Raw genomic sequence first — 20,207 nt, 5'->3', positions numbered from 1 at the left:
ACCACGCCCACCATCGGTTGGAGCCATTCATGAATGCAAGCCCGTCAGCCACGTACAAGGGTTTCGACCTGTATCCATTGGTGTACAGGACTGAGGCGGTTCAGTCATGGCCGCGCAAGCGCCTCGACCGTACGTTCAACGCATCCGTGGTGATCTGCCGCGCAGGTCATCAACCTGGAGCCGAACACTCGCGCGTTTTTCAAATGACACCGACCGCTTGGGAGAATGTCGGGACCGCACGGCGGGGCGCGCTGAAGTTCGGCGAGGACGTCATCAATGGCTTGATACCCGGCGAATCGGTGGCGTCTCTGTAATACGCGCGACGTATTTCTGTGGCCCGTGGCTCTTTTTGATACTGAGTTGGCGAGGCGTGTTCCTTGCATGACCAGCCAGGAAACAAGATGACTCATGCATCCGATAAGACCAGCTTTCTCTGCACCCTTCCCGGAGCGGCAAAGAGCATGGCGTATTCCATCACGGTTGGCTTCATCCGCGATGGGCAGCCGAACTGCGTGCAGTTCACCAGTTTCGTGGGTGAAGGAAGGCGGTCCTTCAGGGTGTTGGCAAGCGCTCCGGATCTGGCGTCCGCAGCCATGGCCAGCGTTGAAACCTTGTGTCGCCTGGCCATCGGGCAAGTGATCCGAGACAGCCTCCACGCGAAAACGGCACAGGGGGACCATACCCTGGATATGCGCGTGCAACCCTGGGAGGGCGAGCTCAGACCTGCTGGATCACGTAGCACGCTGAAGCCGCCCCGTCCACATTTGGTTGTTCGTGGATAGTTCGATGGAGCGAGCGGAATGCGCGTACAGTGGAGCCACCCCTTTCTACGGAGATTGCTGTGGACGCCTATCCGACTTGCCGCTACAAGGGGTTCGATGTTTACCCCCTGATCTATCTATTCGATCCGCCTCGTGAATGGCATGAACGGCGTCCGGATCGGTCTTACAGCGCTTCTGTGCTGATTTGTCAGGAAGGGGAGCCGCCGAGCACGGAGCGCTCCCGAATCTTCCCACTGCCGGCAACCCAATGGGACAACATCGGGACGGCAAAACGTGCGGCTGCGAAGATGGCCGAAGACATCATCGATGGCTTTGTGCCTGGTCGCTCCATGCATTCCCAGTAGTTGCATTCCCTGACGTAGTCACGCAGAGATGGGCCGGCGTGCCTGGCCACCCCGAGGTTTCTCGATCCGCTAGAACCGGTATCCAACGTTCAGGCTGAAGACAACGGGCTTCACGTCGATTTCCGTCTTGTGGACGGCCAGTACCTGGCCTTCCTGGCTGCGCAGCGTGATGGTCGATGTGGTCTTGCGCGGCAGATAGGCGACGGTGCCGACCAGCGTCCAGTTCTTGGCAAACTCCTACGACACGCCACAGCCGCTGCAGCGGCAACGCCGGCGGCCACCGCCCTTGAAGAAAAAGAGCCGCGTGGGCCGCGTCGCAAACGCGAGGCACAGTCGCGCCTGTTAGCCTGATCTCGGTTGGCAGCACTGTCCTCGCCGCCGTGGCGGCAGGCGTGCAAATCGACGCGCAATCGGAGCCGGCGGCATCGGCACTGCTGCGCATGCTCGGACTGAACCACACCGAGGCGGAAGATATCGCGCATGGCCCATTGCCGGAAATGCGCGGAAACTCCGAGGCTCTATCGCCGGATATTCCTATGGTGAGGAATGCATATAGGCCGCCAGCTCTTGGGGCGTGCCGGTCGGGAACGCATCTTTGAGGTGCTCGAGAAAAGCGGAAACGCGGGCGCTCAGCAACCGCCTGGAAGGGTAAAGCGCCCATAGCGCGATATCGGGGCCGTCCACATCGCCCCAATGCACCAACGTGCCGGCCTCCAGATCGTGGGCCACGAGCGACACCGGCAGGCAAGCGGCCCCCACACCAAGCCGCACCGTGTCGCGCACCATGATCAGCGACGACAACTGCGCGACCGGCCGGATCGCGATGCGGGACTTTCCGTAGGGCCCGGTGACGTCCCAGGCGGCGCTTCCTGTGCCCGCGCCGCGAAGGACGGCCGGCACGACAGCCTTGCCGGAGGGCCGCTCCAGTTCCGGCGTTGCCACAACGACAAGGCGATCACGCAAGAACACTCGTCCGATCAGGCTTTCGTCCGGGTCCGGGTTGACTCGGATCACCAGGTCATATCCTTCTTCGATCATGTCGACGCCACGGTCTTCTGTGGTCACCTCCAACTGCACCTCGGGATATTTCAACGCGAACGTGGCCACCAGCTTGCCCATGGCCACCTGCGAAAACAGCATGGGCGCGCTGATGCGCAAACGCCCTCGTGGCCGTTCGCTACCTGATGCAATTGCGGCGGCCGTCTCCGCAATCTCGGCGAGCAGCGTGCCCGTGCGCTCGTACAGCGCCTGCCCTTCCTGGGTGAGCTTGAGCCCGCGCGATCCGCGCTCGAACAATCGAAGTTCGAGACTGCCCTCCAGCTCCGAGACCCTGCGAGACAACGTGGCCTTCGGACGCCCCGTCGCGCGGGCGGCCTCGCCAAAGCTTCCATGTCGGGCGACGAGGTTGAAATCGGCAAGCGCAAGCAAATCCATGTGTCCCACCAGTGAGATACCCTGTCCATTTATAGCATCTTCCGGACCACACATGGATCATCTACCTTGACTGGGAACCCAACCCACTCAAGGAGTGAACATCATGACCATCCTCGTTACTGGTGCTACCGGCCGCGTTGGCCGCCAAGTCGTCAACCAACTCGTCAACCGCGGTGCGGACGTACGCGCGCTGGTCCGCGACCCGTCCAAAGCCGACTTCCCCGCAAGCGTGAACGTCGTGCAAGGCGACATGCTGGATCTCGACTCGCTTCGGCGCGCCTTCGTCGGCGTCAGGACGCTTTTCCTGCTCAACGCTGTCGCGGGGGACGAATTCACCCAGGCGCTCATTGCGCTGAACGTTGCCCGCGAATCCGGCGTTGAGCGCGTCGTCTACCTGTCGGTCATGCATGCCGAGCGCTTCGTGAACGTGCCGCACTTTGCGGTAAAGTCCGGCGCGGAACGCATGATCGAGCAGATAGGCTTCAGCGCCACCATCCTGCGTCCGGCCTACTTCATGGACAACGAGCACATGGTCAAGGACGTCATCGTCAACCATGGTGTCTACCCGATGCCGATCGGCAGCAAGGGGGTCGCGATGGTCGACACGCGCGACATCGCAGAAGTCGCGGCCATCGAGCTGATCCGCCGGGACGCGGCACCTGGCAAGTTGCCGATCGAGACCATCAACCTCGTGGGCCCCGATACGCTGACGGGCCCCGAACTGGCCTCGATCTGGTCAGAAACGCTCCGCCGCCCCGTGGCCTACGGCGGCGACGACCCGACCGCATTCGAGAGCAACCTGACGAACTTCCTGCCCAAATGGATGGCTTATGAGATGCGCCTGATGGCCGAACGCTATGTCAGCGACGGCATGGTGCCGCAGGGCGGCGATGTCGAGCGCCTGACCAGCATTCTGGGGCGGCCGCTGGGCACGTATCGCGATTTCGCTGCGGCGCTTGCGCAGTGAGCCGCGCGCGGGGCGGGGCAGGCGACAGGCGGGGGCACTGACGCCCGCCTGCCCTCTTCCGCGCCCTTGCGCTGAGCGGGAGCCACGTTAACCGCTCGCTGGGCTGCAGTTTGGGTGTCTTGTGCCGATAACCAGCGGTGACGGCGTGCCCCACACGCATCCAAACCGTCCCAAAGATCGATCGCCCGATGCCTCGTCGACCAGGCTGAGGTGCGGTTTGTCGTCGCCCAAGACCACGACATGCACCTTCGCCCCCTCGCCCGACGGCTGGCCACATCGGCAGGCCACCATCCCTTTGTTGTTGGTGCGCTGGGGACGCTGCTCACATTCATTGTCCTGGCAATCAGCGTGCTGACCCTTTGGGCAAACCGCGAAACGGCCATCGAGCACGCACACGACACCTCGAAGAATGTCGCTGCCGTTCTGGCCAGCCACATTTCGCGCACCGTTGAATCGGCAGATCAGTCGCTGCAGACGCTGATCGCCGCACTCGACAAGCCCGGCATCCGAAACCTCGATCCGGAGGTCCGGCACGATCTGCTGTTCAGCCCGACGGCCTCTGCCCGGTATGTCACCGGCATGGGCGTGACCGACGACAAGGGCCAACTCGTTGACGGATGCTGCTCCTTGACCCACCGCTGGGATTTCAGCGACCGCGACTACTTTATCGTCCATCGCGAGCACGCAAACCTTGGCCTTTATGTGTCCGGCTTCTATAAGGCCCGGTCACGCGCAGGCGTGGAGGCCATCGCGCTGAGCCGAAGGATGGACCGGCGGGATGGGACGTTTGCGGGCACCGCACTGGTGGCAATCGACCTCGATTACTTCAAGCAGCTTCTTGAAAAGCTCGATGTGGGGCCACGCGGCGTTACGGCCATCGTGCGCACCGACGGCACGCTGCTGGCGAGAAATCCGCCGCCCAGCGCGGCTCGGGCACCCGATCTCAACAAATCGTTGACGTTCCCGCGCATGGTGAATCAGGAGTCCGGCTTCTATGTAGCACCGTCGGCCAGCGATGGTGTGGTGCGCCTCTATACGTTTCAACGTGTGCCGGGCACCCCCTTCATCGCCGTGGTGGCCCCGGCAATGAGCGATGCCCTTGCAGCCTGGCAGCGGCTGTCATGGATCGTAGGGTTGTCGTCGCTGTCGGTGAGTCTTGCGTTCTGCGCAGGTGTCTGGCTCCTGGCTTTTGCGCTGCGGGGCCGCGTGATGGCGGAAAACCACCTGCGTGAGCTGACGCAAACCGACCCGCTCACCGGGCTGAAGAACAGGCGCGCCCTGGATGTCGCACTGGAGAATGAGTGGGATCGCCTGCAACGGAATGACAGTCGGCTATCCGTGCTTTTTGTCGATGCCGATCACTTCAAACGCTATAACGACGAGCACGGCCATGCTCAGGGCGACGTCGCGCTTCAGTACCTCGCCCAGTGCATTTCCAAGCATGCGCGACGACGCGGCGACCTGGCGGCCCGATACGGCGGAGAGGAATTCGTGGTGTTGTTGCCCGATACGGGCGAAGCGGGTGCCACGCGGATCGCCGAAGCAATTCGTGCCGAAGTGGAAGGAGCCCACGCCGGCACCGGCAACGCAGACTTGGCCCCTTTCACCGTGAGCATCGGTTGCGCTACCGCGCGGCGCTCGAGCTTCGCATCGCCGAACGCATTGACCAAAGCGGCGGACGATGCGCTCTACGAAGCCAAGCGCAAAGGGCGGAATCGCGTTGACTACGCCACGGTTGCCTAGCCTCGCATGAGCGTCACATACCGGACTATTGCAGCGTGGCCCCGGCCCCGCCGACATACAGACCGAGCAGGCGCGCGAACTGGCCACCGTCGGTGTTGATCGTCGTCTGGTACGTGCCGCCCGAGCCAAAGACAATTGGCAAAGGTATGGCCGTTGCCGTATTCCTGCGTATTGCGCAGCATGTAATCGACACGGTTATCGCGGTAGTGCTGGTTGGTGCCGCCCGGCGTGCTGGACGGCATACCCAGCGGCGTCTGCCACCACAGAATGGGCAGTCCATTGCCCAACGCCGTCCGGTAGTCCAGGTAGCTCGTTTGCGACTGATGGAAATTGGGCGTGTTGACGTTGTTCTCGTCCCAGTAGAACGTACCGCCGCGGCCTGCCGAGTCGGTGCACAGCATCTAACTGGGCGGGCCACGCCGCGGGCCGCTGGAGACGTGTCACCCCGTGATAAATCGCGCAAAATGCTGCGTATCTGGGATGTGGAGGCTGGCCTGTGGGCATCAATTTCGATTTGACGGACTTGCAGGCATTCCGCGCGGTGGTGGAGTTGGGCAACTTCCGGAAGGCCGCCGAGGCGATCAGCATTTCCCAGCCCGCGTTGAGCCGCCGGATCGACAAGCTCGAAAGCGCGCTCGGCGTGCCCCTGTTTGAGCGCACCACCCGCAGCGTCACACTCACCACCGTCGGCCGCGTGTTTGCCCGCAGCGCTGAACAACTGCTCGACGATCTCGACGTCGCCCTGCTCGGTATCCGCGACGTTTCATCGAGCCGCCTCGGGCAGGTGACCATCGCATGCGTGCCGTCGGTGGCCTATTACTTTCTGCCGAACCTGATTGCGAACTATCACCGCCGCTTTCCACGCATCCGGGTCAAGCTGCTCGATGCGAGCGCAAACGAAGTGCTGGGGGCCGTCATCAGCGGCGAGGCAGATTTTGGCGTGAGCTTCATGGGCAGCCAAGAGCCCGAGATCGAGTTCAAGATGCTGCTGCAGGAGCGGTTTGTTGCAGCATGCCGGCGCGATCATCCGCTCGCCCGCAAGAAGCGCGTGACATGGAAGGAGCTTTACGCGCACGAATACGTGTCGGTGGACAAGACCTCCGGTAACCGCCTGCTGCTCGATCAGGCGCTGTCGGCCGTCGCCCCGCGTGCACCAAGCGTCTGCGAGACGCGGCACGTCACGACCATGCTGGGGTTGGTGGAAGCGGGGCTGGGTGTCGCTGCGGTGCCATCGATGGCCATGCCTGGGCATGAGCACCCGATTCTCACGAGCGTGCCGCTGGTGGAGCCGGTGGTGAACCGGCGCGTGGGCATCGTGAAGCGGCGCGGCCGGGCGCTTACACCAGCCGCGGAGGAATTTCACCGGATGATCATTGAAGCGAAGCGCAGCGGCATGATGGCAAGCGATGCATAGCCAGCAGCGCTTGCCATGCCACGCGGGCGCCGTGCCTCAACGCGCAAGTACCGAATCGAGGCCAGTCGATTTCACGTCTGCCTGAGCGCCGGGCGAAGCAAGATAGTCGAGAAGCGCCTTGGCTTCCTTCGGATGCGGTGCCCCAACGGGAATGCCCGCCGCAAAGCGTGTGACCGACTGCAGCGACTCCGGAATCTTTCCGACAAAGGTGGCGCCCTGCACCGGCAGCAGCTCACTGACTTGCTGGAAACCGATCTCGTAGTCGCCCGTGGCCACCACCGACGCCACCGGAATGCGCGGAATCATCTTCGCCTTCGCCTTGACCTGCTCTTCAATGCCGAGCTTCTTGAACAACTCGCGCTCGATATACACGCCGCTTGCGCTGTCCGAGTAGGCAATCGACTTGGCATGCAGCAGCACTTGCATGAGGGCCTCAGGCGAGCTGATGTCGGGCTTTGCTGCGCCATCGCGAACCACCATGCCGATGCGCGAATCGGCAAGTTCCACGCGCGATTCCGGGATGACCTTGCCTTGCTTGATCAGATCGTCGAGTGCGTAGCCGACCATGATGACGGCGTCCGCTGGCTCGCCGCGCGCAAGCCGATTCGGAATCGCTTCGGGCGACTTGCCCATCGACGGTCCAAGCGCGGTGTTGAGCGTGTTGCCCGTCTGCGCTGCAAACTTCGGCCCGAGCACTTTATAGGCGGCGGTAAAGCCACCGGAGCTCATGACGTGCAGCTCGGCAGCCTGGACGTGAGCTGCAGCTGCCGAGGTTGCGACGAGCGCGGCTGCGCAGAGTTTCAGGAACAGAGTCTTCATGGTGAGGGTCGTGCCAAGTCGTGCGTTGCTTGTGAATATACGGAACGTGCTGCGCGTCAGTGCGCCGGAGCCAACGTCACCGCGCGGCGGCGATAGAGCGTCAACGTCGCCAGGAGAGCGCACACGGCGGCAAGACTCATCCAGTAGCCAGGGGCCGCCTTGTCGCCGGTCATATGAATAGCCGCTGTCGAGATGGCGGGGGTGAAGCCGCCGAATACCGCCGTCGCCAAGCTGTAGGCGAGCGAGAACCCTGCAACGCGCACCTGCACGGGCATCACCTCCGTGAGCGCAACGATCATCGCGCCGTTGTAGATGCCGTACATGAACGACAGCCAGAGCAGCACGAGCAGCATATTCATGAAGCTCGGCGCGTGCGCGAGAAACGAAAGCGCCGGATACGCAGTGGCGATGGTCAGCACCGTCATGCCGATGAGCAGTGGCCGACGGCCAATCCTGTCGGAGAGCGCACCGCCAATCGGCAGCCACACGAAGTTCGACACCCCCACGCAGAGCGTGACGAGCAGGCTGTCCGCCGTGCTGAGGTGCAGGACCGTCTTCCCGAACGTGGGCGCATACACCGTGATGAGGTAGAAGCTCGTGGTCGTCATCGCCACCAGCATCATGCCGGCGATGACGACGCCCCAGTTCTGCACCAGCGTGCTGAGTACGTCCTTCATGCTCGGACGATGCTTGCGTGCCTTGAACTCCTGCGTTTCTTCAAGATTACGGCGCAGCACGAAGATGAACGGCACGATCATGCAACCGACGAAAAACGGCACACGCCATCCCCATGCGGCGATGGCCGGTGCGCTCAGCCATTGGTTGAGCGCGAAGCCCAGGCCCGCCGCTACGACGATTGCGACCTGCTGGCTGGCGGACTGCCAGCTCGTGAAAAAACCCTTGCGACCGGGCGTGGCCATCTCGGCCAGATACACCGATACGCCGCCCAGTTCCGCGCCCGCCGAGAAACCCTGCAAGAGACGCCCCAGCAACACGAGCGCCGGTGCCAGCAGGCCGATCGTGGCGTAGCCGGGAACAAACGCAATCAGCACGGTCCCGCTTGCCATGATGGACAGCGTGACGATCAGGCCCTTTCGGCGACCGACATCGTCAATGTAGGCGCCGAGCACGACTGCGCCCAGCGGGCGCATGAGGAACCCAGCCCCAAAAACAGCGAACGTCATCATCAGCGAGGCGAATTCGCTTTCGGTCGGAAAGAAGACGTTGGCGATCTGCGTGGCGTAAAAGCCGAACAGGAAGAAATCGAACTGCTCCAGGAAATTCCCGGCGGTGACGCGGAAGACCGCAGCGGCCTTGGATTGCCCGGTCGAAAGGCTGGACGGGGGGTGCATCGAGGTGTCTCCTGGAAGCCAAAAAAAAGAATACGCCGTTGGACGGCGCTTGTCGTTTTGGCAATGTTCGCCGGGAGACCGACAAACGAGAAGTGCAATTTTCGGAAGGATTGATGTGCTTTGGTTATCAATCCCATCTGCGCGCAACGTCCTGTGGGTGGACGCGAAACGGCAGGTTCAAGCAATGCATTGCGTCGGAATTGCCCACCCCAAAAAAAACGCCAACCCGCAATGGGTTGGCGTTCTGCTTCGGGCGAGACCCGTATCCGTGAATCAGTGGAACTGGTTCATGGTGTTGTCCTTACCCGCAGCCTTCAGTGCCGCTTCGCCGCTGAAGTATTCCTTGTGGTCGTCACCGATGTCCGAGCCCGACATGTTCTGGTGCTTGACGCAGGCGATGCCTTGGCGGATTTCCTTGCGCTGCACGCCGGCCACATAACCGAGCATGCCCTGGTCGCCGAAGTATTCCTTGGCCAGGTTGTCGGTCGACAGCGCGGCAGTGTGGTACGTCGGCAGCGTGATCAGGTGGTGGAAGATGCCGGCTTCACGCGATGCATCGGCCTGGAACGTGCGGATCTTCTCGTCGGCGAGCTTTGCCAGTTCGCTGTCGTCGTACTCCGTGCTCATCAGTTGGCCGCGCTCGTAGGCCGACACATCCTTGCCGGCTTCCTTCATCGCGTCATACACCTGCTGGCGGAAGTTCAGCGTCCAGTTGAACGACGGGCTGTTGTTGTACACCAACTTGGCGTTCGGGATGACCTTGCGGATTTCCTTGACCATGCCGCCGATCTGCGCGATGTGCGGCTTTTCGGTTTCGATCCACAGCAGGTCGGCACCGTTTTGCAGCGAGGTGATGCAGTCGAGCACGCAGCGCGCTTCGCCCGTGCCAGCGCGGAACTGGAACAGGTTGCTCGGCAGGCGCTTCGGGCGCAGCAGCTTGCCGTCGCGCTTGATGATGACGTCACCGTTGCCCAGTTGGTCGGCCGACAGTTCTTCGCAGTCGAGGAACGCGTTGTACTGGTCGCCCAGGTCGCCCGGCGTGTTGGTCACGGCGATCTGCTTGGTGAGGCCTGCGCCCAGCGAGTCGGTACGGGCCACGATGATGCCGTCGTCCACACCCAGCTCCAGGAACGCATAACGGATGGCGCGAATCTTGGCGAGGAAGTCTTCGTGCGGCACGGTGACCTTGCCATCCTGGTGGCCGCACTGCTTCTCGTCCGACACCTGATTTTCGATCTGGATACAGCAGGCGCCCGCTTCGATGAACTGCTTGGCCAGCAGGTACGTGGCTTCTGCGTTGCCGAAACCAGCGTCGATGTCGGCAATGATGGGCACGACGTGCGTGACGTGGTTGTCGATCTTTGCCTGGATGGCGGCCTTAGCGTTAGCGTCCTTGGCAGCATCCAGCTCGCGGAACAGACCGCCCAGTTCACGTGCATCGGCCTGGCGCAGGAAGGTGTACAGCTCGCGAATCAGCGCGCTGACCGAAGTCTTCTCGTGCATCGACTGGTCCGGCAGCGGGCCGAACTCGGAGCGCAGCGCAGCGACCATCCAGCCCGACAGATACAGGTAGCGGCGCTCGGTGCTGTTGAAGTGCTTCTTGATGGAGATCATCTTCTGCTGGCCGATGAAGCCGTGCCAGCAACCGAGCGACTGCGTGTACTTGGACGGATCGGCGTCGTAGGCAGCCATGTCCGCGCGCATGATCTTGGCGGTGTACTTGGCGATGTCCAGACCCGTCTTGAACTTGTTCTGGGCACGCATGCGGGCAGCGTACTCGGGGTTGATCGCATTCCATGCGCTGCCGTGGGTCTCTTTCAAACCGGCAACTGCCTTGATGTCGTCTTGATACTGGGCCATGTCAATTTCCTGGAAATAAAGCGCGTTTGAGAAGAATCGGTTGCGTGTGCAGCTACGGAATTCGAAGCGAGCAGCATGGATTTATTGTAGGCCGGCTTTGACGCGTCGCAGCAAGGTCTTATATAAGACATAAGAGTTAGTTTTTCTTTATTTTTCAATGAGATAGACAACTTATTTTGCAATGCGGAATGGTTTTTCAGCAAACGGGAAGGCCACGCAGGAGAAATTCCTGGCGAATTCCATAATGTGAAACAAGCTTTCAGGTGCCGGAGGCTGGCGAACGCCTGGACTGACGCCGGGCGGATGCGTATCTGCCCAGGTCGAGCGATGCCGGCGCCGTGAGTTGCTCGACGGGTCCGGCGCCTTCACTATTGCTTGCTGCCGAACGATGGAACAAAAAGGAAGACCCCATGCCCGCTCCTCACTATGACGTTGTCGTGTTTGGCGCCACGAGCTTTGTCGGCCAGATCCTGACCCGCTACCTGGCCGAACACTTTTCGGGGGATGCGGAAACGCTGCGCTGGGCCATCGCCGGACGATCCGAAGCGAAGCTCCAGGAGGTCAAATGTTCGCTGGGTGCGGCAGGCGCGTCCGTTCCGATCATCGTGGCGGACGCTGCCAGCGAAGCGCAATTGCAGGCCCTGTGCGCACAGACGCGGGTGGTGGTGTCCACGGTCGGCCCCTATGCCCTATACGGCGAGCCGTTGATCAAGGTCTGCGCCGAAAGCGGGACGGACTACTGCGACCTCACCGGCGAGACGCAATGGATCAGGCGCATGATCGGCACATATGAAGCGACGGCGCAGCAGTCCGGGGCGCGCATCGTGCATTGCTGCGGCTTCGACTCGGTGCCGTCGGACATGGGCGTCTACTTCCTGCAGCAACACGCCATGCGGCAATGGGGGACGCCCGCCACGCAGGTGAAGTTGCGCGTCAAGACGCTAAAGGGCGGCGCATCGGGCGGCACGATCGCCAGCCTGATCAACGTCGTGCAGGAAGCCGCAGCCGACCCCGCCTTGCGCAAGGAGCTGGCCGATCCCTATGCGCTCTGCCCCAAGGGTCACGGCTTCACGGCGCGCCAGCGCTCTGTCCGGGGCGCGGCGTTCGATGCCGATTTCGATGCGTGGATTGCGCCCTTTGTCATGGCCGCCATCAACGAGCGCGTGGTGCACCGCTCCAACGCCTTGTCCGGCAACGCCTATGGCAATCCATTCCTCTATGACGAAGCTGTGATCACCGGGCACGGCCTGAGCGGCCGCATGAAAGCCATGACGATGGTGGCCGGCCTGGGTGCATTCATGCTGGGCATTGTCATCAAGCCCGCTCGCATCGTGATGCAGCGCTTTCTGTTGCCCAAACCCGGCGAAGGCCCCACGCCGGCGGCGCAACTGGCTGGCCGCTACGACCTGCGGCTGTTCGGCCGAACCGATCAAGGCAACACCTTGCGCGTGAAGGTGAGCGGCGATCGCGACCCGGGCTACGGCTCGACCGGCAAGATGCTCGGTCAGGCCGCTGCCAGCCTCGCGCTGGACCACGTGAAAGACGGCATCAAGATCGGGCGACCGGGCGGTTTCTGGACGCCGGCCACGATGTTCGATGAACGCTTTATCGAGCGCCTGACCCGCCACGCAGGTCTGCGGTTCGAGCGCATATGAGCGGGACGCGCCGCCCATTCGGCCGAAGCATCATTCGTTCTGCCCGCGCGCAAAGATGTCCCAGCTGGCCATGAACAATGCGGCGACCAGCGGGCCGATCACGAAGCCGGTGATGCCGAACAGCTCCATTCCGCCCAGGGTGGAGATCAACACGACCCAGTCGGGCATCTTGGTGTCCTTGCCGACCAGCAGCGGGCGCAGCAGGTTGTCGACGAGGCCGATCACGCCGCCGCAGAACGCGACGAGGATCACGCATTTCCAGATCGCCCCCACCATCAGGAAGTAGACCGCGACCGGAATCCACACGAGGCTCGCGCCAATCGCCGGCAGCAGCGACAGGAACGCCATCAGCGCGCCCCACAGCACCACGCCGTCAATGCCAAGGATCCAGAAGATCAGCCCGCCCAGCGCGCCCTGCACCAGCGCCACGGCAATGTTGCCTTTGACGGTGGCGCGCACGACGGTGGTGAACTTGCTCAGCAGCAGGCGCTTGTGCTCTTCGTCCATCGGCAGCGCGCGGCGCACGCGGCGGCCGATCTCCGTGCCATCGCGCAGCAGGAAGAACACCATGTACAGCATCACGCCAAAACCCACCACGAACTGGAACGTGTTCTGCCCGATGCTCAGGGCCTTCGTGGCGGCAAACTGGCTGATCTGCGCGGCGCCATCGGCCAGCTTCTTCTGGATGCCGGCAATGTTGGTCAGACCGGCTTTGGCAAGCAACTGCTGCACCCACGTCGGCAGCGCATGAACCGCTTCCGAAAGGTACCGGGAGTAATTCGGCTGCGCGCTCTGAATCTCCTGATAGGCAACGCCGATCTCCTGCACGATGGTCGCCGCCACAAAGATGACGGGCAGGATCACGATCAGGATGATCAGGGCGAGCGTGACGAGCGCTGCGAGATTGCGCCGCTTGCCCATGCGGGCAACCAGCGCGCGCTGCACGGGCTGGAACAGGATCGCCAGGATGACACCCCAGAACACCGCGCCAAAGAACGGCGAGAGGATCCAGCAGAGTCCGAGCGTGACGGCGAACAGCAGGAGGTATAAGAATTTCTGGTGGTCGTTTCCGCTATCCATGGATTGCTTTCGCTTGAGGTGACGTCTGAAGGGCCCAAGCAGGATCCGGGCCAAGGCAATGGAATCCGAGTATGCCCGCGCGGTCGCGGTTGTCATAGGGGCGGCCCACAAGTGGACACGGCTTGCGAAGCCAACCAAAGGTTGGCGCCCGCACTGTCGAACGACCCCGATGCCGGCCCGCCATGGCACCGAGGATTGCCAGCTATACCGGCTATAGTCTTCTCCCCATCCAACCAAACGGAGCACAACGTGGTATTCGAAATGGCCCACATCGAAATTCTCGCCGGCAAGCAACGCGAGTTTGAAGCCGCCGTCCAGCAAGCCCTGCCGCTGTTTGCGCGCGCCAAGGGCTGCCACGGCGCTGAGCTGCACCACATCGTCGAGCGCGACACCAGCTACGTGCTGCTGGTACGCTGGAACACCGTGGAAGACCATATGGTCGATTTTCGCGAGTCCGACGATTTCCAGGAATGGCGCAAGCTGGTCGGCCCGTTCTTCGCAAAGGCGCCGGAAGTGGTGCACTCCGAGGTGGCGGTCAAGTAGTAGTCGGCCCGCCCGAATCGTTCGATGCTCATCCAGGCACGAGATGCGCGCGGCCCCATCTCGTGCCATGCCGTGGCAACAACCCGGCCGCCCAGCCCTTTTTTCAGGGCTCCGGCCTGAATATTCCGTAAAAAATCCTTTTGCATTTGTTTGCAGTCCGCGCTCGTGGCGCGGCTCCAATGGCACGGTAAAGAAGCTTCCGATGCTGCCGTTAGCCAGAAATGTGTACTGCACGCGGCAACGTGCGCCGGCACCTCCTGTGCAACCCGTTCGCAACCGCCTTCCGGGCCGCCCAACCGCCCGCCAAGACGTTCCACCACTCCGTTCATGTCTTCTGAAACGTCGATGGACAGGCGCTTTGGCGCCAGCGTCGCCATCGTCCTCGTTCCGGTGTTGTCGTTATCGTGCTGGCTGCTGGGCTACGCATGGTTGGCCTACGGCCGTGCCGACGATTCCGCCCGCAGCGTCCAGGTGCTGCGCATGACGTTGCTGGCCATGGAGAAGGTTTCAGCCGAACGCGGCCCGACCAACGGCGTGCTCGGCGAAGACTTGCCGGTGCCGGCCGAGCGCAGCGCGGCCCTGCAACGCATGCGCGCCGTCAGCGACGAACACGTCGCCCAATTGCTCGACGCGCTGGGCCCTGAACATTGCCCAGGCTGCGAAACCGACATCAAGGCCGCGCGCCGCGCCCAGACGCATCTGGCCGCCGCGCGCGCCAACATCGACCGGCTGACCGCGCTGCCCCTGCGCTCACGCAGCAGCGACGACCTGGCCGATGGCGTGAACCGCATGATCGCGGTCATCCCGGAATTCCTGCCCATCGTCAACGCGCGCACGGCCAACATCACGCGCGGCGATCCCGACGTGCTCAATTGCCTGACGCTGGCGCGGCTGTCGGCCGATCTACGTGAATACGCGGGCCAGCTCGGTTCGCGCTTTACCGGTGCGCTGGCTATGCACCGCATGCTCACGTTTGACGAGCAGCTTGCAATCGAACGCACGCAAGGCCGTATTGACCAGCTGCGCAGCATGATCGAGACCCGCGTAGGTGCGCATTCGGCACTGAACCAGCACGCCTTGGCCACACTCGGCGCCCAGTACTTCGGCGACGGGCTGCGCTATGTGGCTGCCGTGCGCGCCAAGGCCAGCCAGCCCGGCGGCGTCGATATCACCCCCGCCGCATTTGCCGAGCGCTACGTGCCCACCATGCGCGCCACTACGGATTTCCGCGACATCGTGCTGCGCCTGGCGGATGACGACATCCGCCAACATCGGCGCGCGATGCTGCTGGTGCTCATCGGCTCGGCAGGCGCCGTGGTGTCGGTGCTGGGCGCGCTGGCATGGATGATGATTTCGTTCCGCCGCAACGTGGTGAGGCCGTTTGTCAACGCCACGCGGCTGATCGACGGGATTGCGCGAGGCAACTTGAGTGTGCACATCCCGACCGACTTTGCGCGGCGCGAGATCCGAGCGATGTTCGACGCGATCCGCGTGCTGCGCATCAATAGCATCGAGCGCCGCCGGCTGGAGGTGGAACGCGCGCACCTGATGCAGGAACTCTCGCGCATGGCCGAGACCGACCCGCTCACCCAGTTGCTCAACCGTCGCGCCTTTGAAGACCGCGCCGGCGCGATGTGCAAATCGCCGCAGCCGAAGGCGCGGCTCATTGCACTGATCATGTTCGACATCGACCACTTCAAGCGCATCAACGATACGTACGGCCACGCCGTGGGCGATGAAGCGCTGCGCACCGTTGCAAGACTGTGCCGCTCTGAAGGCCCGTCCGCCGACATGGTGGCGCGCATCGGCGGCGAGGAATTCGCAGTGATGGTGTGGGCGGACAGCCTCGCGCAGGCGCGCGCGGTGGCCGATCATCTGCGCCATCGCATTGCCGAGGTGACAGTGCCCACCGGCACCGATCTGCCCTGCAGCATGACGGCCAGCTTTGGCGTGGCGGCAGCGCCCGCGGCGGATGGCCCCGAACTGGAGCCGCTGCTGCGGCGGGCAGACCATCTGCTCTATGCCGCCAAGCTGGCGGGGCGCAACTGCGTGATGGCGGACCGCCCGCCTGCGTCGCCAGACGTGGCGCTCGCGGCGGATTGATGTGCTGGGCGCGCCAGGCCTGGTTGGCGCGCCGATACTCAATACTCCGCAGGCGCCTTCCCCACAAGGCGGCGGGAGTCGCGTGTGTCTGGCTTGCCGGCAACGTCACGCAGATCGTTCATGGAATCGGCAGCGGCGGAAACAATGCCGCGATGATGCACCGCCGCAGCGCATTTTTCCAAGACGGAGCCGGATCGACCGCCTACAGTGGCAAGCTGTCATCCACCCATGGCACCGCACATCGGAGACGACGATGCCGCAAGACCGCCACCTGACTCTGTACCACTCGCCACGCAGCCGCTCGCGGGGCGCGCGCATGCTGCTCGAAGAACTCGGCGCCGACTACGAGGTGCATGCCTTCGACCTGACGACCGGCCAGCACAAGAGCCCGGAGTTTCTTGCCATCAATCCGCTGGGCAAGGTGCCGACGCTATGTCACGGCGATGCGGTCATCACCGAGCAGGTAGCGGTGTATCTGTATGCGGCGGAGCTGTATCCGGAGGCCGGGCTGTCGCCGGCGGTGGGTGATCCGCTGCGCGGTGCGTACCTGCGCTGGATGGCGTTCTACGGCGCGTGCTTCGAGCCGGCCATCGTCGACCGCTCGATGAAACGCGAACCGGCAGCGTATTCGATGTCACCGTATGGCAACTTCGACACCATGCTTGGCACGCTGACAGCCCAGCTGGAGAAAGGCCCTTACCTGCTGGGTGAGCGCTTTACCGCGGCGGATGTGCTGTGGGGTGCGGCGCTGGGCTGGACGACGATGTTCAAGCTCATCCCGGAAACACCGCTGGTGCGCGGTTACATTGACCGCGTCATGGCGCGGCCAGCCATGCAGCGCGCGCAAGCTGCCGACGTGGCGCTGGCCGAAGCGCAGGACAAGGCAAAGGCCGAGGCAACAAACGCCGCCCCGGCCCCGTAACGCTACAACGTGGTGCAGTTAATGCACTTAGTGTGACAAGCGGAACTGCCCCACTGCCTCGTTCAGGTTGTGGGCCTGTTCCTCCAGCGATTCCGCAGCGGCAGCCGCCTGCTCGACCAGCGCGGCGTTCTGCTGCGTCACCTGGTCCATCTGGTTGACGGCCTGGTTGACCTGCTCGATGCCGCTGCTCTGCTCTTCCGACGCTGATGAAATCTCGCCCATGATGTCGGTCACGCGCTTCACTGCATCGACGATCTCGGCCATCGTCACGCCGGCCTGATCCACCAGCGCCGTGCCGTTGCTCACACGATCCACCGAATCGCTGATCAGCGCCTTGATTTCCTTGGCCGCACCGGCCGAACGCTGCGCCAGGCTGCGCACTTCGCTGGCCACCACGGCAAAGCCGCGGCCCTGCTCGCCGGCACGCGCGGCTTCCACCGCCGCGTTCAGCGCCAGGATGTTGGTCTGGAAGGCGATGCTTTCGATCACGCCGATGATGTCGGCAATCTTCTTGCTGCTCTCGTTGATGCCGCCCATGGTCTGCACAACCTGGCCGACCACGTTGCCGCCGCGCGTGGCCACGTCCGACGCCGTGACGGCAAGCTGGCTGGCCTGACGCGCGTTGTCGGCGTTCTGCTTCACGATACTCGTCAGTTCTTCCATGCTCGACGCCGTTTCTTCCAGCGAGCTGGCCTGCTCTTCCGTGCGCTGCGACAGGTCTGCGTTGCCGGCGGCAATTTCCTGCGCTGCCGAGCGCACCGAATCGCTGCCCAGGCGGATCTGCTGCATCACCGCCGTGAGCTTGTCGGCAAACGCATTGAACGAACGGGCGATCTGCGCGACTTCGTCTTCGCCGTCCGACGGCAGACGCTTGGTGAGGTCGCCGCTGCCCGAGCCGATGTCGTCCATTGCATCGCGGATCATCGACAGGCGGCGGAACGCGCGTGCCGTCATTGCACCGACGATGAGTGCTGCAACGATGGCCACGCCCACCAGCGCGCCAATCGACGTCATCACGAGCGAGCGCATGCCAGCGGTGGCGTCAGACTTGTCCAGCGCCACCACCAGGCCCCAGTCGGTGCCCTTCACGCCCTGGCGGTAGAGCAGCTTGGACGCCCCATCCACCGGCACTTCCACGGGCTTCTCGGCTTGTGCCAGCGATGCCAGCGTGGCTTCGTTCAACCCTGCCGCCAGCTCAGTTGCCGGCTTGAGCGTGAGTTTGTCATTCGGGTGCGCAACGATCTTGCCAGCAGCGTTGACGAGGAAACCGAAGCTCGCCTGCGTCGGATGGATGGCCTTCACGTTGGCGATCACGCTGTCCATTGCCACGTCGCCGCCAATCACGCCCTTGAGCGTGCCGCCTTCCAGAATGGGCACTGCGAAAGTCACCACGAGCTGGCCGGTGCTGGCGCTCACGTACGGCGGCGTCACCACAGGCTTGCCCGCCTCCACCGCCTGCTTGTACCAGGGGCGCGCGGTCGGGTCATACGTCGGCGGAATGCCTTCGGGGTTCGAGAATTTGTACGACTTGTCGGGATAGCCAACATAGACGTTAATGAAGCCGCCAGCCTTGTGCACGGCCTTGAAGACCGGAATCGGATCGGCAGACACCGCCACGTCTTGCAGCGACACCATCATCTGCGTCTTGGACGCCACCCAGTCGTCGATGCCAGCGATGTGGCCCCGCGCGACGGACTGCAGGTTCTGGCGGATGGACTCGTCGTTGTACGAGCGCGTCACGAGATAGTTGAGACCGCCGGCAAAGGTCAATGCGCCGACCACGATGGCAACGCAGGTCAGCAAAATGCGAGTACGGATGGATGCAAGCACGGTATGGTTTCCTACTACGACGCCCATGGCAGGGGTTCCACCATGTAAGGCATGCGGCACGCGGCCCTGTCGGCCTGCCGTCGCACAAGAAACGGCCGTTGTAAGAGAATCTGAAGTCTGATTTGTCGAACATGACGTTGTTGTCACGTTGCCGGGGCAGGCAACGTTCTACAATCGCCCTCCCTACACTGCCCACGTCGGGCAGGCTCCACTTCAAAAAAAGGAATGCGCATGAAAACCAAAGCCGCCATCGCCTGGAAAGCCGGTGCTCCGCTCACTGTGGAAGAAGTGGACCTGCAAGGCCCGCGTGCCGGCGAGGTGCTCGTCGAGATCAAGGCGACCGGCATCTGCCATACCGACTACTACACGCTCTCGGGCGCAGACCCGGAAGGCATCTTCCCGGCGATCCTCGGGCATGAGGGCGCAGGGGTGGTCCTTGAGGTGGGAGCAGGAGTCACATCGTTGAAAGCCGGCGACCACGTGATCCCGCTTTACACGCCGGAATGCCGCCAGTGCAAGTTTTGCCTGTCGCGCAAGACGAACCTGTGCCAGGCCATTCGTGCCACGCAGGGCAAGGGCCTGATGCCGGACGGCACGTCGCGCTTCTCGCTCGATGGCAAGCCGCTGTTTCACTACATGGGCACGTCCACGTTTGCCAATCACATCGTGGTGCCGGAGATTGCGCTGGCAAAGATCCGCCCCGACGCGCCGTTCGACAAGGTCTGCTACATCGGCTGTGGCGTCACCACAGGCGTGGGCGCGGTGGTCTACACGGCCAAGGTGGAACCGGGCGCCAACGTGGTCGTGTTCGGTCTGGGCGGCATCGGCTTGAACGTGATCCAGGGCGCGAAGATGGTGGGCGCAGACAAGATCATCGGCGTGGACCTGAACCCCGCACGCGAGGCGATGGCACGCAAATTCGGCATGACGCATTTCATCAACCCGAGCGATGTGGAGAACGTGGTCGATCACATCATCCAGCTCACCGATGGCGGCGCGGATTACTCGTTCGAATGCATCGGCAACACGAAGGTCATGCGCCAGGCGCTTGAGTGCTGCCACAAGGGCTGGGGCCAATCGATCATCATCGGCGTGGCCGAAGCCGGCGCGGAGATCAGCACGCGCCCGTTCCAGCTCGTGACCGGCCGCGAGTGGAAGGGCTCCGCATTCGGCGGCGCCCGCGGCCGCACCGACGTGCCCAAGATCGTCGACTGGTACATGGAAGGCAAGCTCAACATCGACGACCTCATCACGCACACGCTGCCGCTGGAGCGCATCAACGAAGGCTTCGAGCTGATGAAGCGCGGTGAATCGATCCGTTCGGTCGTGTTGTATTGATCCTTGGTGATGGAGCCACGC

Annotated in this window: 18 protein-coding genes; 11 read left to right on the top strand and 7 right to left on the bottom strand. The window is 63.1% G+C overall.

Annotated features, from left to right (window positions below; all coding sequences use genetic code 11):
- Window positions 1-29: 29 nt before the first annotated feature.
- From ACUXH0_RS19080 to ACUXH0_RS19070, 3 genes are all read left to right on the top strand, one after another.
- Entirely contained in the window at window positions 30-314 is a 285-nt protein-coding gene (locus tag ACUXH0_RS19080) for a hypothetical protein (RefSeq protein WP_004629776.1), read from the top strand.
- Window positions 315-401: 87 nt separating this feature from the next.
- Window positions 402-782 (top strand): hypothetical protein, encoded by a 381-nt coding sequence (locus tag ACUXH0_RS19075; protein WP_004629779.1) that lies wholly within the window; start codon window positions 402-404, stop codon window positions 780-782.
- 59 nt (window positions 783-841) lie between these two features.
- Window positions 842-1,126 (top strand): hypothetical protein, encoded by a 285-nt coding sequence (locus ACUXH0_RS19070; RefSeq protein ID WP_004629782.1) that lies wholly within the window; start codon window positions 842-844, stop codon window positions 1,124-1,126.
- Between the two features lie 534 nt (window positions 1,127-1,660).
- Here ACUXH0_RS19070 and ACUXH0_RS19065 read toward each other — a convergent pair.
- Window positions 1,661-2,560, bottom strand: a complete 900-nt coding sequence (locus ACUXH0_RS19065; protein WP_182594511.1) for a LysR family transcriptional regulator — start codon at window positions 2,558-2,560, stop codon at window positions 1,661-1,663.
- A 103-nt stretch (window positions 2,561-2,663) separates the two neighbouring features.
- Between ACUXH0_RS19065 and ACUXH0_RS19060 the strand changes: the two genes are divergently transcribed.
- Window positions 2,664-3,527: an SDR family oxidoreductase gene (locus ACUXH0_RS19060; RefSeq protein WP_182594510.1), complete on the top strand. Its 864-nt coding sequence runs from the start codon at window positions 2,664-2,666 to the stop codon at window positions 3,525-3,527.
- 240 nt (window positions 3,528-3,767) lie between these two features.
- Window positions 3,768-5,270 (top strand): GGDEF domain-containing protein, encoded by a 1,503-nt coding sequence (locus tag ACUXH0_RS19055; protein WP_182594509.1) that lies wholly within the window; start codon window positions 3,768-3,770, stop codon window positions 5,268-5,270.
- Here the strand turns inward: ACUXH0_RS19055 and ACUXH0_RS19050 are convergent.
- A complete protein-coding gene (locus ACUXH0_RS19050) occupies window positions 5,267-5,671 on the bottom strand; it encodes a hypothetical protein (protein ID WP_259393725.1) in 405 nt (134 codons plus the stop codon). The two genes, ACUXH0_RS19055 and ACUXH0_RS19050, sit on opposite strands and share 4 nt — an antisense overlap.
- Before the next feature lie 95 nt (window positions 5,672-5,766).
- Here ACUXH0_RS19050 and ACUXH0_RS19045 point away from each other — a divergent pair, with 95 nt between their 5' ends.
- Window positions 5,767-6,684 carry a LysR family transcriptional regulator gene (locus tag ACUXH0_RS19045; RefSeq protein WP_182594508.1) on the top strand — a complete coding sequence of 306 codons (918 nt, stop codon included), beginning with the start codon at window positions 5,767-5,769 and terminating at the stop codon, window positions 6,682-6,684.
- A gap of 36 nt (window positions 6,685-6,720) precedes the next feature.
- Here ACUXH0_RS19045 and ACUXH0_RS19040 read toward each other — a convergent pair whose 3' ends face one another.
- The 3 genes from ACUXH0_RS19040 to ACUXH0_RS19030 all read right to left on the bottom strand — a co-directional run bounded on the left by ACUXH0_RS19040 (window position 6,721) and on the right by ACUXH0_RS19030 (window position 10,715).
- The gene (locus tag ACUXH0_RS19040; RefSeq protein WP_012434980.1) at window positions 6,721-7,503 is read right to left on the bottom strand and encodes a substrate-binding domain-containing protein; all 783 of its coding nucleotides are present in this window, start codon (window positions 7,501-7,503) and stop codon (window positions 6,721-6,723) included.
- A 56-nt stretch (window positions 7,504-7,559) separates the two neighbouring features.
- The gene (gene tcuC, locus ACUXH0_RS19035; protein ID WP_182594507.1) at window positions 7,560-8,855 is read right to left on the bottom strand and encodes an MFS transporter; all 1,296 of its coding nucleotides are present in this window, start codon (window positions 8,853-8,855) and stop codon (window positions 7,560-7,562) included.
- 273 nt (window positions 8,856-9,128) lie between these two features.
- Window positions 9,129-10,715, bottom strand: a complete 1,587-nt coding sequence (locus ACUXH0_RS19030; RefSeq protein ID WP_182594506.1) for an isocitrate lyase — start codon at window positions 10,713-10,715, stop codon at window positions 9,129-9,131.
- 410 nt (window positions 10,716-11,125) lie between these two features.
- On the opposite strand from ACUXH0_RS19030, the gene ACUXH0_RS19025 reads away from it, so the two are divergent.
- Window positions 11,126-12,370 (top strand): saccharopine dehydrogenase family protein, encoded by a 1,245-nt coding sequence (locus ACUXH0_RS19025; RefSeq protein ID WP_182594505.1) that lies wholly within the window; start codon window positions 11,126-11,128, stop codon window positions 12,368-12,370.
- A 30-nt stretch (window positions 12,371-12,400) separates the two neighbouring features.
- Here the strand turns inward: ACUXH0_RS19025 and ACUXH0_RS19020 are convergent, their stop codons facing one another.
- On the bottom strand, window positions 12,401-13,450 hold the full coding sequence (locus tag ACUXH0_RS19020) for an AI-2E family transporter (protein ID WP_004629802.1): 1,050 nt from the start codon (window positions 13,448-13,450) through the stop codon (window positions 12,401-12,403).
- A 261-nt stretch (window positions 13,451-13,711) separates the two neighbouring features.
- Between ACUXH0_RS19020 and ACUXH0_RS19015 the strand changes: the two genes are divergently transcribed.
- The 3 genes from ACUXH0_RS19015 to ACUXH0_RS19005 all read left to right on the top strand — a co-directional run bounded on the left by ACUXH0_RS19015 (window position 13,712) and on the right by ACUXH0_RS19005 (window position 17,018).
- Window positions 13,712-13,993: an antibiotic biosynthesis monooxygenase family protein gene (locus ACUXH0_RS19015; RefSeq protein ID WP_004629803.1), complete on the top strand. Its 282-nt coding sequence runs from the start codon at window positions 13,712-13,714 to the stop codon at window positions 13,991-13,993.
- A 345-nt stretch (window positions 13,994-14,338) separates the two neighbouring features.
- Complete coding sequence (locus tag ACUXH0_RS19010) at window positions 14,339-16,096, top strand: GGDEF domain-containing protein (RefSeq protein WP_004629804.1); 1,758 nt, start codon at window positions 14,339-14,341, stop codon at window positions 16,094-16,096.
- A gap of 253 nt (window positions 16,097-16,349) precedes the next feature.
- Entirely contained in the window at window positions 16,350-17,018 is a 669-nt protein-coding gene (locus ACUXH0_RS19005; protein WP_024973461.1) for a glutathione S-transferase family protein, read from the top strand.
- Window positions 17,019-17,045: 27 nt separating this feature from the next.
- On the opposite strand, the gene ACUXH0_RS19000 is transcribed toward ACUXH0_RS19005, so the two are convergent.
- Entirely contained in the window at window positions 17,046-18,848 is a 1,803-nt protein-coding gene (locus tag ACUXH0_RS19000; protein WP_024973462.1) for a methyl-accepting chemotaxis protein, read from the bottom strand.
- A 231-nt stretch (window positions 18,849-19,079) separates the two neighbouring features.
- On the opposite strand from ACUXH0_RS19000, the gene ACUXH0_RS18995 reads away from it, so the two are divergent.
- Window positions 19,080-20,186 carry an S-(hydroxymethyl)glutathione dehydrogenase/class III alcohol dehydrogenase gene (locus ACUXH0_RS18995; protein ID WP_009238992.1) on the top strand — a complete coding sequence of 369 codons (1,107 nt, stop codon included), beginning with the start codon at window positions 19,080-19,082 and terminating at the stop codon, window positions 20,184-20,186.
- Window positions 20,187-20,207: the final 21 nt, after the last annotated feature.

The organism is Ralstonia sp. 110700041-2 (assembly GCF_056280165.1).
The sequence above is the reverse complement of the archived record's forward strand: the minus strand, read 5'-3'. Positions and strand labels throughout refer to the sequence as shown.

Excerpts from the sequence above, each read along its gene's own strand:
- ACUXH0_RS19050 (WP_259393725.1), bottom strand. The coding sequence starts at position 5,671 with ATGCTGTGCACCGACTCGGCAGGCCGCGGCGGTACGTTCTACTGGGAC.
- ACUXH0_RS19015 (WP_004629803.1), top strand. The coding sequence starts at position 13,712 with ATGGCCCACATCGAAATTCTCGCCGGCAAGCAACGCGAGTTTGAAGCC.
- ACUXH0_RS19055 (WP_182594509.1), top strand. The coding sequence starts at position 3,768 with ATGCACCTTCGCCCCCTCGCCCGACGGCTGGCCACATCGGCAGGCCAC.
- ACUXH0_RS19010 (WP_004629804.1), top strand. The coding sequence starts at position 14,339 with ATGGACAGGCGCTTTGGCGCCAGCGTCGCCATCGTCCTCGTTCCGGTG.
- ACUXH0_RS19060 (WP_182594510.1), top strand. The coding sequence starts at position 2,664 with ATGACCATCCTCGTTACTGGTGCTACCGGCCGCGTTGGCCGCCAAGTC.
- ACUXH0_RS19040 (WP_012434980.1), bottom strand. The coding sequence starts at position 7,503 with ATGAAGACTCTGTTCCTGAAACTCTGCGCAGCCGCGCTCGTCGCAACC.
- ACUXH0_RS19025 (WP_182594505.1), top strand. The coding sequence starts at position 11,126 with ATGCCCGCTCCTCACTATGACGTTGTCGTGTTTGGCGCCACGAGCTTT.
- ACUXH0_RS19020 (WP_004629802.1), bottom strand. The coding sequence starts at position 13,450 with ATGGATAGCGGAAACGACCACCAGAAATTCTTATACCTCCTGCTGTTC.
- ACUXH0_RS18995 (WP_009238992.1), top strand. The coding sequence starts at position 19,080 with ATGAAAACCAAAGCCGCCATCGCCTGGAAAGCCGGTGCTCCGCTCACT.
- ACUXH0_RS19065 (WP_182594511.1), bottom strand. The coding sequence starts at position 2,560 with ATGGATTTGCTTGCGCTTGCCGATTTCAACCTCGTCGCCCGACATGGA.
- ACUXH0_RS19075 (WP_004629779.1), top strand. The coding sequence starts at position 402 with ATGACTCATGCATCCGATAAGACCAGCTTTCTCTGCACCCTTCCCGGA.
- ACUXH0_RS19005 (WP_024973461.1), top strand. The coding sequence starts at position 16,350 with ATGCCGCAAGACCGCCACCTGACTCTGTACCACTCGCCACGCAGCCGC.
- ACUXH0_RS19030 (WP_182594506.1), bottom strand. The coding sequence starts at position 10,715 with ATGGCCCAGTATCAAGACGACATCAAGGCAGTTGCCGGTTTGAAAGAG.
- ACUXH0_RS19080 (WP_004629776.1), top strand. The coding sequence starts at position 30 with ATGAATGCAAGCCCGTCAGCCACGTACAAGGGTTTCGACCTGTATCCA.
- tcuC (WP_182594507.1), bottom strand. The coding sequence starts at position 8,855 with ATGCACCCCCCGTCCAGCCTTTCGACCGGGCAATCCAAGGCCGCTGCG.